Raw genomic sequence first — 12,995 nt, forward strand, 5'->3', positions numbered from 1 at the left:
ATATTTTTCAGAACAGTAAGGATTTGTGTATCTTCCGTTTCGACAATATTTTAATTTATCATTGAAATCGAAGATATTTTTGTTTATTATCGAAATCGAAGATATTTTTATTTATCATTGAATATGATGATATTTACCGAATCACATCCGTTAAGGATAAACAGAAATAACTATGATTGCTGTAATAACAGGTGATATTGTGAAATCCCGGAGCCGCGAACCGGAGGTGTGGCTTCCGATTTTGGAGAAAGCCATAGCCATATATGCGAAAGACTATGATGTTTTTCGGGGCGACAGCTTTCAATTGGAGGTGTCTTTAGCGCAAGCACTGACAGCTGCCTTCTATATCAAAGCAGCGATGATTGAAGTAGGCTTGGATGTGCGCTTAGGCATCGGCATTGGCAATAAGGACGACAACTCCCCCCATATCAAAACAACCTTTGGCTCGGCATTGGTCTATTCTGGTGAAGCTTTTGATGAGCTGAAGAAGGATACGCTGTACCTAAAGTCTTCCAGCGAAGCATTCAATGAGCTGTGCAATACCATTTTACCGCTGCTAACTGAACTATGTGTTCGCTGGACACCAAATATTGCGGAAACAGTGAAAGTAGCCCTTCAACACGAAGGCGTAAATCAGGTAGAGCTGGCAAAGATACTCAACAAGAAATACCAAAGCCAGGTGAGCACTGCGCTGCAAAAAGCGGGGTTTTCAAAAATGCAGCACGCATTGGCGTATTGTACACAACAATTGCTAACACTATGAGTCTATTTTTTCTCAAGCTTTTGCTTGCACACTTTATTGGCGACTTCGTGCTACAGCCGAGCAGTTGGGTGGACAAACGCAAGCAACAAGTACGGTACCTTTTCTTTCATATTGCCGTACACGCCGCCTTACTATGCTTGTTATTCCTTCCCGAGCTGGCACAACAGTGGCCGGTTGTTTTATTAGTGTCTGCCGCCCATCTGCTGATTGATAGCCTGAAAATTTATATGGAGCGCAAGTGGCCCTTGAAGCCTTTTCAGGTATTCGTCGCTGATCAGCTCTTGCATATATGGAGCTTGTTGTTTGCCGTCGTGTTTTCATATGGTCTTCCGCCAGGCTGGTTCGAACAGCTATATACCCCAAAAACAATTTGTTATGTCCTTGCCATACTACTGGTTTGTTTTGTGAGTCCCATCGGGCTGCGCGTGTTTTTTAGTCGATGGGACGCCGAAACTGATTTTAAAACCAAACCACAGGGATCATTGGCCGATGCAGGCTTATTAATCGGCATTATGGAACGGCTGCTGATCGTTCTTTTTATCCAAATCGGATTTTTATCCGGTATAGGCTTTCTATTAGGAGCGAAGTCCATCTTTCGATTTGGCGATCTTACCAACGCCAAAGATACCAAGTTTACAGAATACATCCTCGTGGGTACGTTCGCAAGTTTTGTAGTGGGCATTATTATCGGCTATGGACTAAAACTAGGGTTAACGTATTTGGCATAGACTACCCGTTGCCGTATGCTGTTACACTGTCGAATTGCGCAGGATCAAATATCTACGCTGCGCAACGTGCTAGGTATTATCCGCAATTTATACCGTAGTTAAATTCTTGAAGTTGGCTTGTTTTTTGTATTTTCAATCGTAAATAACCAAAGCGCAAGCTTATGATAAAAAGATGTTTATATATCACGGCACTACAAATCATCCTGTTGATGGGGCTGTCCAGCGGGCAAAACCTTAGCATTTCTGACATCCGGAAGGATTTCAAGATAGGACATAAGGACGAGGACAAATGTAAAGCGCATCTGGAGGCGCTGGCAAAACATGCTGATTCTCCTGTAGAGCGTGGATACGAAGCGGCTTACCATATGTTTATGGCCAAGCATAGTGGAAATCCATTAAAGAAAATGAGTTATTTTAAAGATGGAAAGAAGATGCTTGACAAAGAAATTTCCGCAAATCCAAATAATGTAGAGCTACGCTATATCCGTTTATTGATTCAGTTTTATACACCTTCGTATTTGGGTTATCGCGGTAATATTGAAGAGGATAAAGATTTTTTAATGAACAATCTCTATAAGATCAAAGATCGGGAAGCGAAACAGATTATTTTCAATTACCTGAAAGGTGCCAAAATGTATTCGGAACAGGAATTGGCCTTGTTAGGTAGATAACAGTTGTTAGAGGGATTTGTACGTTAATAATACCATATGCATAAATTGTGTCTTTTCTTATTGGCTTTCCTTGGGAATCTCCCATTTGTCCACAGCCAAATAAAGGTAGATATCGGCGAGCTGCCTGAGCTGCACGCTACCGATAAATTAAATGTTGTCCTGATCCCGAGTGATGAGAATTATGCTTCCATAGAAGGTGAATTTGCGGATAAAGTGGAGGTTTCCCAACAAGGACGTGTGTTGCGGATCAAAATGGGTCCGGGTTATCCATTAAAGGGAGGGCATACATTTGTTCATGTATACACGAATGCGGTATATAGTTTGACCGTACAAAAGGGAGCGATTGTCCAAACAGAGGAAGGGGCTATTGCAGCGGATTCCATCCTTATTTGGGCGAATGAAGGAGGAAAAGTGGATCTGGCCGTGAAAGCAAAACGCGTTGAGGTAAGCAGCACGACTGGCTCTGCTGTAACACTTCGCGGAGAAGCTGATACGCAAGCGATCATTTTGACATTTGGAGGTAGTTACTATGGCGAGAAACTGCTTACTAACAAGGCCTACGCCCGTACTAATGGCGGAGGGGTCTGCGAGGTCCGAGCCAGCATGTCTGCCGATGTGCAAACACGTGCTGGAGGCGTAATAAACGTATACGGCTCCCCAGCCGAAAAGAAACAAAAACGTTTGGCCGGCGGCAAAATCAATTTTTTGGACGAGAAATAACCACCGGATAAAACGCAAGAAAGTCTACCGTACATACACCAAATCGCTTTTTTATGTCAAATAACAATCGCCGATATGGAAGATCGTGCAGAAAATTACCTAGTCAAGAAATTCAATATTTTAATTCCGATGATGAAGCCTTCTGCCTGTTGTTTGCCTTCCAGTGACCGCACATAATCCAATCGGAAAAGACGATATTTGCCCCACCCAATGTTATCTATGCCCAATGTGAATTCGTGGTAGGGTTTGCGGGCCGAAGTGGCCAGCTGATGGTAGCCGGCAATCAGGCCCCACTGCAATTCCTGTAACAAAGGCACCTTGTTGAAGATATATCCTTTGAAGTCATGCTCGGCATGCAGCTGCAGGTACTTATTATTGCTACTATGGCTGTAGTAGGGAAGCAGTAGGAAGTTATTGTCATATATCGCGGCTGTGCCGATATGCGTTTGGTTGCCTGCAAAATGCTTGTAGTCCGTGAGCGGAATGTTTTCGGCACTGAAAAATTTCCCTACGTTAATTTTTCCTGATAATGTCCCCAATACACCCAGTGTTGTTGTCTGGCTTATTGTCCCGTAAAGATGTTGGTAGCTAAGGTCGTCATCAGTGAGGTTCAATCCATTCTTAAAGCCCAAAGTCAATACCGGATAGCGGTTGTCGCTTAACAGTAACAATGCATCAGGTCTATCAATTGCTTTTTGTCCAACCGCCCAACGCAAAACCGCATCAATTTCGAAGACGCTATTTGTGCTAAAAGCCGCCGTTTCGTAATCTTCGGCAGCAAGCGGATTATTGGACACATAATGCTGATCTTTTCTGAAAAGTGAAAAATTGCTATTGTTGTATAGTGGACTTCGTTTTGCCCAAGCTGCTGAGATAGCGAGACGCCATGGTACCCCAATGTTTCGGGTAAAGTGGAGTTTTAACTGTTCGCGTTGATATAGCTGTATATAACTGTCTTTAAAGAAAAGCGTGGAAATGTTGTTGACTAAGGGAAGCACGCCTTCTCCCTCATTAAACGGTATGACCCGGTTGCCAAATTCTACCCCCAAGGTGGCGTAGTGCTTTGTATTAAAGCGATGTCGATAATCTGCATAAAAGCGTAATTTCTTTTCCGAAAACGCATATTGAAAATCGTGGTTGAATTGTGTTTCCGGGCCAGCTTCGTTTTTTCCGAGCGTGGCGTTCAATGCTGCGGTTATGGTGAATCCTTGGACCGGATTGAAACTTGACCTCGACAGATTCTTTAGCCCCAGGTATTCAATGCGGTAATGACGAAGCGAGTTGCGATAGGTGTAACCCGTAATGGGAGAAAGTGGACTAAAGTAGTTTGCGGCCCGATCTACAGAGTCTAGGTATGCCATACTGTTGCGCACCGTCTGTATGCTGTCTTTGAATGCATAGTCAGTGCGCTCTTCATGGGTTAGTTCAATAGGCCTAGCGTTTCTCCAATAGGTCGAATCTTTTAAGTTAGCTCCTTTACCTATCTTGGCGAGGGTGTTGCCAAATGTACCTTTAGGAAATTCATCTACGAACCTGTAATTGGAAAAATTCTGGAGGTAACTTCCGTTTGCTTTGATACCAAAAAAGCCCAATTTAAAGCGCAGTTGTTGTAATGATTTCGTCCAATTGCTATCTGGCGCATGCCAGGTGTAGTGTTGCAATATTGCCATACTGTCTAAAATCGGCTGCTGAGTGCGGTATCCGGGGATGGAAAAATCAACAGCATAAATTGCCCAGCTATCGTCCACAATATAGATCATGCCGTTTACGACCGGTTCTTTATCTCGTTTCGGTTCAACCGCTATTTGGTAGACCTGCTGCCCATCTTCTTCACGGATATCAATTAGCTTATACGTGTAATAGCTTAGCGCGTTATCTGCTATGGGCGAAATGATATCCGTGCCGAGATTTACCGTGTTGCTGTAAAAGTCAAAATTTGCTCCAATCGCGGTGTTGAAGCTAAACCCTTGATCGTTGCCGCTCAACTTGGACGCCACGATCTCTTCGTAAAGCTTGTCGGGTTTTTGAAAGCTGATTTTCGATACGGTTTCCGAAAGATAGATGATGCCAGACCCCGTTGAGTCTAATCCGGGAAACGTCGTCGCGGCGGATTTGGCCATTTTTTTCGGCAACTTTTCCATGCGCATGATGCCTTTTGAGTAGAAATCTGCTTGATACTTATCTATTTTGTTGGCATTTATTTCACGGTGGCGAATAGCTTGTTTGATAATACGTAATGCCGGATTCTCACGATTGGTGACGACCACTTCCTCTATCATGCGCTCATCACGCTCCAGTACGATATGTAGGGGCATAGCAGATTTTCCCGCATCAATCGTGTATGCGAAGGTTTTATAACCGAGACTTTTAAAGATCAATGTTTGGTTTTCGTTTGGTAATTTTGAAAATGAAAACTCACCATTTGTATTAGTCGCCGTACCCAAATAACTATTTTTTACCAGCACGCTCACGGCGGCAAGGGGTTTATTGGTAGAGTCGACAACGGTGCCGGTAACTTGAGCGTATGTCGGCGTGCACAAAAAAAAGGCAAACAGAATAAGAACGTATTTCATCAGGTGTTAAAATAATGGAATGTGGTGGCAAGATACTTTTTTTTGCGAAAAAATTGCGATTAAAGAGGGTGAAAATATTTGTATAGGGAGATGCCTGACTGGCGGTTGAATACCCATGGAAAAATTACTTAAAAATTCGTGGCGAATATGTAACTTTGCGGCATGTCCGAAAAAATTATCATTCTTGATTTTGGCTCGCAATACACACAGTTAATAGCACGCCGTGTAAGGGAGCTAAATGTTTATTGTGAAATTCATCCATTCAATAACCTTCCCGAATTTGATGACAATGTAAAAGGCGTTATTTTCTCAGGAAGTCCGCATTCTGTGCGCCAAGAGGAGGCTCCGCAAATCGACTATACAGCTATACAAGATCGTTTTCCTTTATTGGGCGTTTGCTATGGTGCGCAGTATTTGGCACAGAAATCAGGCGGCGAAGTGTTGCCCTCTGAGATTAGGGAGTATGGACGTGCAAACCTCCAGTTTGTGGATGGCGAAAATGATTTGTTGTCTGGAGTACCCGTTCAATCCCAAGTTTGGATGTCGCATGGCGATACAATAAAGCAGGTGCCAGCTAACTTTAAGATCATCGCAAGTACGGATAAGGTCCGTGTGGCAGCCTACCATATTGAGGGTACCCGTACTTATGGTATCCAATTCCACCCGGAGGTTACGCATAGCACCGATGGACAAGTGTTGTTGAAAAATTTCGTGGTTAATATATGTGGATGTGCACAGGATTGGACGTCGACAGCCTTTGCGGAAACGACAATTGCTGAGTTGAAAGAGCAACTGGGTGATGACCATGTTATTATGGCACTCTCGGGCGGTGTAGATTCGACCGTAGCGGCCGTCTTATTGCATCAAGCGATTGGAAAGCACCTGCACTGTATTTTCGTGGATCACGGACTATTACGTAAGAATGAATATGAGCAGGTATTGGACTCCTATAAAAACATGGGACTCAATATTAAAGGGATCAATGCGAAAGAGCTTTTTTTCGGACGTCTGGCAGGTGTTTCGGAGCCTGAGCAGAAACGCAAAATTATCGGCGCTTCCTTTATCGATGTATTTGACCAAGCTGCCAAAGACATACAGAATGAACTGCCCGACGGATTGGAAGCAAAATGGTTGGGACAAGGAACGATCTACCCCGATATTATCGAGTCTATATCTGTTAAAGGGCCATCTGCGACCATTAAGTCGCACCACAATGTGGGCGGTTTGCCCGATTTCATGAAGCTGAAAGTGGTAGAGCCATTGAAAACATTATTTAAGGATGAGGTAAGGCGAGTTGGAAGAACCTTGGATGTTGATCCAGCTATTCTTGGCCGCCATCCTTTTCCCGGTCCGGGGTTGGCGATTCGTGTGTTGGGGGATATTACGGAAGAAAAGGTACGGATTTTGCAGGAAGCAGATGACATATATATTCGGAATTTGAAAGAAACAGGTTGGTATGACAAGGTATGGCAAGCCGGTACCATATTTCTACCTGTTCAATCAGTTGGGGTGATGGGTGATGAGCGCACCTATGAACATGTGGTCGCCTTGCGTGCTGTAGGTTCGCTCGATGGAATGACCGCTGACTGGATACATCTCCCTTACGATTTGCTTGCAAAAATTTCGAATGAAATTATCAATCATGTTAAAGGAATCAACCGCGTAGTCTATGATATCAGTTCAAAACCACCTGCAACCATTGAGTGGGAATAAACTTATACTAGCTTTGGGAATAGCGCTTACTATGAGCGCTTGTTCCCCTAAAGTTGGCGTATTGAAGTCGCCCGATCATCGGGGTGGAAATGTCGGTAGCACAACAACCGACACAGATAAACCAGGCAGCACCAAAGGGGAAGAATCTGCCGAGGAATCAGGCGCAAAAGGGAAACGTGTTCTGGAAAACAGTATTGCACTCGTACTACCCTTTCAGCTTGATCGATTAAACCCGAATGCCGTATCTAAAGAAGATATCAAAAGATCTGCAATTGCCCTAGATTTTTACCAAGGTTTTCAATTAGGATTGGATGAATTGGCGAACAACGGAAAATCTTTTGCTTTGCATGTTTTGGATTCACGGGATAACGAAGGGCAAAATATTGCGATAGCTAAGTCTGAAGATGTGGACGATGCCGCACTTATTGTTGGGCCTGTTTATCCAAAAGAGATCCACGCATTTGGAAAGAATTTGGTTAACAAAGATATTTTGCAGATAAATCCTTTGGCGGCATCCCGCCCCAGTGAATTTAATCTTCCTAATCTTGTTTCTTTGACGCCCGCCATAGACGTCCATACTAAAGCTGCGGCTATCCGCGTAGCGCGAGATTATGACGCGGGGGATGTGGTGGTTATCTATAACACTACTGATAATGATGGTAGGCAATTTTTGAGCGGCTTCCTTTCTGAGCTACGTCGTCTAAAACCTTCCGTACAAGTGCGGTCGGTATCATCGATTGCACAGCTGAACGAATCTTTGCTTACCGCTGGGACGAATCGCATTGTAACGGGTACGACGGATAAATTTCAACTGCGCACCTTATTGAATAATCTAGACGCCAAGTCTACAGAAGCTTTTTATACCTTCAACATATATGGTCATCCATTGTGGGATCGTATTGATTTTAGCATGTACGAAAATTTCTCCAACTACAATCCTATTATTTCTGCTGAAAGTCATCTGAAAGCGTGGGCTGCTGGTGCTAAACAATTCAAGGATACCTATTACAGCCTCTATGGCGTTAATCCTTCGGATTATTCGTACAAGGGATATGATGCTGCGAAATTTTTCGGTGGATTGTTGGCAAAATATGGACGCGATTACCGTTCGCATGTTACGAAAGAGCCCTTCGATGGAATATTTAGTTCTTACCAATTTGAGCAGCATGACCATGCGGGCTACGTCAATCATGCTGTGACCTACAAATCGTATAAGGGTTCTTCATTTCAGCTAAACTAATGAGTGAAATCAACCAGCGGAGGGTTGAACAGCACCTGCGTAATTTTGAGCGTGCGTTACAGGCCTATAGCTTAGACGAACCGTTGAGCCGTTTTTTGACGCGGTTTTTCAAAGAAAACAGACAAATGGGCTCTTCCGATAGGCGGATGACCACACGCTATTGTTACAATTATTTTCGTTTGGGTGCTGCGCTGCCTAATGTGCCATCCCCACAGCGACTGGTCGTTGCGGAGTTTCTATGTGAATCATCCAGTGACTTGATCGCGGTGTCAAAGCCCGATTGGAACGCGGTCATCGGCACATCACTGCCGGATAAAATAGCGCTACTAAAACGCGAAGGTTTGTTTATTATGGAGGATATTTTCCCTTTTAAGCCCTACCTGTCGGCGGATATTGTAGCGGATGAGTTTTCATTGAGCCATTTGCTGCAGCCGGACTTATTTATTCGGGTACAACGAAAAGCCATGGAAATGGTGGTTGGGGCGCTGACACGACACAGTATTCCTTTCGAACAAGTGGGGCCATATAGCTTGCGTTTGCCCAATGGAACTAGACTGCAAGAAGTTAAAAGCTTAGCAGGATTGTATGAGGTACAAGATCAATCATCGCAGCAAAGTTTGGATCTGGCACAATTGCAGCCTAAACAATCATGGTGGGATGTCTGTGCTGCTTCGGGAGGTAAATCGCTGTTGCTGTTGGATAGGGAGCCAACCGTTGAACTATTGGTTTCAGATATCCGACTTAGTATATTAAGGAATTTGGATGAGCGCTTTGACCATGCAAACATAAGAACGCCATATCGAAAGAAGATATTAGACTTAACAGAAGACGTATCACACCTGATGAACGGCGAACTTTTTGATGGAATTATCCTTGATGCTCCGTGTTCAGGCTCCGGTACATGGGGTCGTACACCTGAAATGATCAGTCAGTTTTTTTCGGATAAAATCGCTCAATACGCCAAATTACAGATGCAAATAGCAAGGCAGGTGTTGCCTTATTTAAAAGTAGGGGGGCAATTGATATACGTAACCTGTTCGGTTTTCGCAGACGAAAATGAACGAATCACCAAATTTTTATCTGATTCTTGCGGGATGAGGGTGGAGGAGCAGCAGCTCATTGAAGGGTACAATCGAAAGTCGGACAGTATGTTTGCCGCCCGACTTCGTAAAATGTAAGTGTTCGAGGGCGAGCATTTATCTAGTCACATTTTCCGGGAATAACAAGTACCGGACAACTAGCTTTGCGTATGACGGATTCGGACACGCTACCAGATATGAAGTGCTCAAATCCGGTTTTTCCATTTGATCCCATAATGATAAGATCAGCAGTCCACTCACTAGCGGTTGTCAAAATCTCATCGCGAACATTCCCAATTTTATTAAACAGAAAAACCTCTTGTGCCCCTTCAAAATTGCCACCTAGGCTTTCCAAAAAGCGCTGTGCAGATTCTTGTTGTATTTGGGAAACCTCTGGCACGATAATCGGCTGTTGCCCGAGCAAAGGGTCGGCGCCATAGGCTGCAGGCGACGTGGGGGGAACCACAGTAACCAAAGCGATGGACGACTGAAACTCGCGAACCAAATCTTGAGCGTATTCTATTGCTTTCAACGTGCATTCTGTGTCGTCTACAGCAAGAAGGATGCGATTAAATTTATGATTACTCATGTGCTTGCGTATAAAAAAGTTATATTCGTATAAGTAGAGAACATCAGCTCGATATGAATTGTTTTATTAAAAATAAGTGAAATATGATTCTAGGCATCTGCAATCTTTCTATCGTACCGCTGCGACTTGAACCCTCGCATCGGAGCGAAATGGTGAATCAGCTTCTATTTGCCGAGTATTTTGAAATCTTGGAAGAACTTTCTGACTGGGTGTACATTCGTATGTTAGCAAGTGGCTATGAAGGTTGGTTGCAAGTTGGGCAATTTAACTTATGCACAGATACATTTCATCCACAGGAATGCGGTGGATATCAGGTTGTGGGGCGCGCGGGCGCTCAGGCTGTCAGCGGGGAGAAGATCGTTAAACTCGTTCCGGGAACGACGTTTAGTTCAAGTTTTTTTTCGAAAGACCAGCCTGCTGATGCTTGGGACTATCAGATTTCTGGTGCATTAAGGTCTGCAAGCCTTTCTGATTTTCAATCGGAATTTCCGGAATTGGTGAGGTTTTACAACTTCAGCCCTTATTTATGGGGCGGGCGCTCTCCGTATGGCATTGATTGTTCAGGTCTCACACAGGCGCTATTCGTGCAGTTTGGCATTCGATTGCCGCGTGATGCATATCAACAGGCCGAGAAAGGCACTACGGTAGATTTCGCGACAGAAATAAGGACTGGGGACTTAGCATTTTTCGATGATGAAGAAGGTAGGATTACACATGTGGGGGTGATGTTGGATGTCGATCGTATTTTTCATGCATCGGCTTCCGTTCGTATCGATCAGATGGATGCACAGGGAATCTTTCGTCGCGACTGGAATCGCTATACACATAAACTAAGGATCATCAAGCGACTTTTTTAGTATTGAACGATATGAATCTCAGCGGGCGAATGCATGGAAACCTATCATAAGGATTTTGACTAATCATGTTAGTGATAATAACTTTTTATTTTTAAATATGCAACTTAATAACAATCGATATTTCGCACTGGCAAGCGCACAGTTGTTGCCATTTTCCTCATTCCTATCGCCGGTACATCATATAGCTGATGAAGCCGTGCTATTTGCTAAACAAGCTCTCGAAAAAGTAGAAAGCAAAGCATGGAAAGACGCCTTGTCCATGTATACCCAGGGTATTGAAACTTATCCTGAGCAAGCTTTCTTCCATGCCTGTCGGTCCTTATTGAACGCGCATCTGGGCGATCAGGAAGGAGCTTTCTATGATTATCAGGTAGCAAAATCCATTGATTTCAATTACCACATTTATTTGGAGTGGTTCGAAAACAAACCGGATACCGCTACAATCGATCCTGCGGTAGGTTATAGTGACTTGCAGGCGCTCTTGGAAGCAGCCTTGGATGCGACGCAAGGTTTTGATTACGAGCATGCGGTAGTACTGTACTCGAAGGCATTGGTTACCTTCGAAAACTCAGCGGAGATATTGGTATATCGAGGCGCATTGTATATGCGTTTGCTACGTTACGATTTGGCTATTGCGGATTTTGAGTCCGCTTTGACATTGGATCCCACACATTTCCCAGCGAAGTTGGCAATAGCAAAATTCTACGAGGCCGTTCATGAGGAGAAAGCCGCTCGGGATACCTTTGATGAAGCGGCATTATTGTCGCCAGAGAGTAGCCTCGTGTATGAGGAGCGAGGCAACTTCTTTGTGGAGCAGCATGCTTATCCGGAAGCTTTAGCAGATTATAATATGCTGGTATCTTTGCTGCCAGACGATTTCTACGTGTATGCCATACGGGCAGATCTGCTGGGGAAGATGGAAAAGTGGGACGAGGCGTTGCAGGACTACAGCAGGGCTATACAGTTAAATCCCTACTATTCCGATTTATACAGCTACCGTGCGGAAGCAAAGGAAAAGTTGGGTGATGCAGAAGGCGCTGCTGCAGACCGCCGCCTGTACGAGCAGATCGAGGCAGAAGATTGATCGCAATCGTGCTTCTGCGTCGCCTTGCGCATCTTAAAATAAAGTGGATTGTCCGCTTCCGTTGCCCTTGTTGGGGATGTTTAGCTCGGTACCTACTGCTTTATTAAGCTCGGCAATAAAATGTGCAGCAAGCAGGGGCGATTCCACTTCGACATTTTGGTGGATGAAGAAATACAGCTTTTGCAGGCCAGCCACTTTCCACTCTTTGATGCGGACTACCCAGCTGGAAAGACGATCGTAATCGCTGGGGTGGTTTGCACCGACAAACCGAACAAAAGCAAAAGGGGTGGTCAACCGCATGTGCAGTAATTCCCGTCTTCCTGCCGTGTCTACAATAACGTTGGTCTTATCTGTTTTCTCCAAAAGTGCAACCAGCTTCTGCTGTATGGCGTCGTCGGTAAACCATTCGCCATTTCTTACTTCCACGGCCAAGGGGTATCCCTTTGGAAATCCCTCCAAGAATGCTTGAAGCCTATCGAAATCTTTTGGTTTATAGTTGTCGTGCATCTGTAGGAAAGCCATGCCCAGTCGGTCTTCAAAATTTACGGTGGCATCCACAAAGGCGGCGACCTTCTCATCCGTGTTCAGTAGACGGCCAAAGTGGCTTACGGATTGTGGGATCTTGGGGAAGAACTTAAACCCCTCATCGGTTTTTTCGCGCCAGGTGATCACCTGCTCCTTGGATGGTGAATTATAGAATGTAGCGTTAAGCTCTATGCTGTTAAACTGTTGAGCATAGTATACCAACTCGTCTTTAGTTCCGCGCGGATAAAAACCTTTCAGATCTGCTTTGTTCCACTTTGCACAACCTACATATGCTTCGAAGGGTTCTTGTTTTCGATTTTTATTTAAGAGGCTAATGGTTTCTGTCGCCGTCGCCGGGAGCGTAAAATCGATCTCTTCAGGATTTTCTACTTGTCCAAATTTCATAATCGAAGATAAACATTACGTTACCAAAAACAAAAGCGAGGTAATGGG

12 protein-coding genes are annotated in these 12,995 nt (G+C 44.3%); 9 read left to right on the plus strand and 3 right to left on the minus strand.

The features are described from left to right. Window positions 1-172: 172 nt before the first annotated feature. From IE165_RS08865 to IE165_RS08880, 4 genes are all read left to right on the plus strand, one after another. The gene (locus tag IE165_RS08865; protein ID WP_189626261.1) at window positions 173-763 is read left to right on the plus strand and encodes a hypothetical protein; all 591 of its coding nucleotides are present in this window, start codon (window positions 173-175) and stop codon (window positions 761-763) included. Next, entirely contained in the window at window positions 760-1,491 is a 732-nt protein-coding gene (locus IE165_RS08870; protein WP_189626262.1) for a DUF3307 domain-containing protein, read from the plus strand. Before IE165_RS08865 ends, IE165_RS08870 begins: the two co-directional genes overlap by 4 nt. A 161-nt stretch (window positions 1,492-1,652) precedes the next feature. Continuing rightward, window positions 1,653-2,162 (plus strand): hypothetical protein, encoded by a 510-nt coding sequence (locus tag IE165_RS08875; RefSeq protein WP_189626263.1) that lies wholly within the window; start codon window positions 1,653-1,655, stop codon window positions 2,160-2,162. A gap of 36 nt (window positions 2,163-2,198) precedes the next feature. After that, window positions 2,199-2,882 carry a GIN domain-containing protein gene (locus IE165_RS08880; protein WP_189626264.1) on the plus strand — a complete coding sequence of 228 codons (684 nt, stop codon included), beginning with the start codon at window positions 2,199-2,201 and terminating at the stop codon, window positions 2,880-2,882. A gap of 95 nt (window positions 2,883-2,977) precedes the next feature. Here the strand turns inward: IE165_RS08880 and IE165_RS08885 are convergent, their stop codons facing one another. Then, complete coding sequence (locus IE165_RS08885; RefSeq protein ID WP_189626265.1) at window positions 2,978-5,455, minus strand: DUF5686 and carboxypeptidase regulatory-like domain-containing protein; 2,478 nt, start codon at window positions 5,453-5,455, stop codon at window positions 2,978-2,980. A gap of 162 nt (window positions 5,456-5,617) precedes the next feature. Here IE165_RS08885 and guaA point away from each other — a divergent pair, with 162 nt between their 5' ends. Genes guaA through IE165_RS08900 form a run of 3 tightly spaced genes read left to right on the plus strand, consistent with a single transcriptional unit; the run spans window position 5,618 to window position 9,586 of the window. Continuing rightward, entirely contained in the window at window positions 5,618-7,168 is a 1,551-nt protein-coding gene (gene guaA / locus IE165_RS08890) for a glutamine-hydrolyzing GMP synthase (protein WP_189626266.1), read from the plus strand. Next, window positions 7,125-8,408, plus strand: coding sequence for an ABC transporter substrate-binding protein (locus IE165_RS08895; protein ID WP_229826478.1), 1,284 nt, complete (start codon window positions 7,125-7,127; stop codon window positions 8,406-8,408). Before guaA ends, IE165_RS08895 begins: the two co-directional genes overlap by 44 nt. Further along, window positions 8,408-9,586 carry an RsmB/NOP family class I SAM-dependent RNA methyltransferase gene (locus IE165_RS08900; protein WP_189626267.1) on the plus strand — a complete coding sequence of 393 codons (1,179 nt, stop codon included), beginning with the start codon at window positions 8,408-8,410 and terminating at the stop codon, window positions 9,584-9,586. The genes IE165_RS08895 and IE165_RS08900 overlap by 1 nt, the downstream gene beginning before the upstream one ends. A gap of 22 nt (window positions 9,587-9,608) precedes the next feature. Here the strand turns inward: IE165_RS08900 and IE165_RS08905 are convergent, their stop codons facing one another. Beyond that, on the minus strand, window positions 9,609-10,076 hold the full coding sequence (locus IE165_RS08905) for a universal stress protein (RefSeq protein ID WP_189626268.1): 468 nt from the start codon (window positions 10,074-10,076) through the stop codon (window positions 9,609-9,611). Window positions 10,077-10,159: 83 nt separating this feature from the next. Between IE165_RS08905 and IE165_RS08910 the strand changes: the two genes are divergently transcribed. Both IE165_RS08910 and IE165_RS08915 read left to right on the plus strand, forming a co-directional pair. Then, window positions 10,160-10,933, plus strand: coding sequence for a C40 family peptidase (locus IE165_RS08910; protein WP_189626269.1), 774 nt, complete (start codon window positions 10,160-10,162; stop codon window positions 10,931-10,933). 97 nt (window positions 10,934-11,030) lie between these two features. Then, window positions 11,031-12,017: a tetratricopeptide repeat protein gene (locus tag IE165_RS08915; protein WP_189626270.1), complete on the plus strand. Its 987-nt coding sequence runs from the start codon at window positions 11,031-11,033 to the stop codon at window positions 12,015-12,017. Between the two features lie 33 nt (window positions 12,018-12,050). On the opposite strand, the gene IE165_RS08920 is transcribed toward IE165_RS08915, so the two are convergent. Continuing rightward, a complete protein-coding gene (locus IE165_RS08920) occupies window positions 12,051-12,947 on the minus strand; it encodes a DUF72 domain-containing protein (RefSeq protein ID WP_189626271.1) in 897 nt (298 codons plus the stop codon). Window positions 12,948-12,995 lie beyond the last annotated feature (48 nt).

The sequence above is a fragment of the Sphingobacterium griseoflavum genome (assembly GCF_014653155.1).
GTDB lineage: Bacteria > Bacteroidota > Bacteroidia > Sphingobacteriales > Sphingobacteriaceae > Sphingobacterium > Sphingobacterium griseoflavum.

Excerpts from the sequence above, each read along its gene's own strand:
- IE165_RS08920 (WP_189626271.1), bottom strand. The coding sequence starts at position 12,947 with ATGAAATTTGGACAAGTAGAAAATCCTGAAGAGATCGATTTTACGCTC.
- IE165_RS08910 (WP_189626269.1), top strand. The coding sequence starts at position 10,160 with ATGATTCTAGGCATCTGCAATCTTTCTATCGTACCGCTGCGACTTGAA.
- IE165_RS08875 (WP_189626263.1), top strand. The coding sequence starts at position 1,653 with ATGATAAAAAGATGTTTATATATCACGGCACTACAAATCATCCTGTTG.
- guaA (WP_189626266.1), top strand. The coding sequence starts at position 5,618 with ATGTCCGAAAAAATTATCATTCTTGATTTTGGCTCGCAATACACACAG.
- IE165_RS08915 (WP_189626270.1), top strand. The coding sequence starts at position 11,031 with ATGCAACTTAATAACAATCGATATTTCGCACTGGCAAGCGCACAGTTG.
- IE165_RS08885 (WP_189626265.1), bottom strand. The coding sequence starts at position 5,455 with ATGAAATACGTTCTTATTCTGTTTGCCTTTTTTTTGTGCACGCCGACA.
- IE165_RS08865 (WP_189626261.1), top strand. The coding sequence starts at position 173 with ATGATTGCTGTAATAACAGGTGATATTGTGAAATCCCGGAGCCGCGAA.
- IE165_RS08895 (WP_229826478.1), top strand. The coding sequence starts at position 7,125 with ATGATATCAGTTCAAAACCACCTGCAACCATTGAGTGGGAATAAACTT.
- IE165_RS08900 (WP_189626267.1), top strand. The coding sequence starts at position 8,408 with ATGAGTGAAATCAACCAGCGGAGGGTTGAACAGCACCTGCGTAATTTT.
- IE165_RS08870 (WP_189626262.1), top strand. The coding sequence starts at position 760 with ATGAGTCTATTTTTTCTCAAGCTTTTGCTTGCACACTTTATTGGCGAC.
- IE165_RS08905 (WP_189626268.1), bottom strand. The coding sequence starts at position 10,076 with ATGAGTAATCATAAATTTAATCGCATCCTTCTTGCTGTAGACGACACA.
- IE165_RS08880 (WP_189626264.1), top strand. The coding sequence starts at position 2,199 with ATGCATAAATTGTGTCTTTTCTTATTGGCTTTCCTTGGGAATCTCCCA.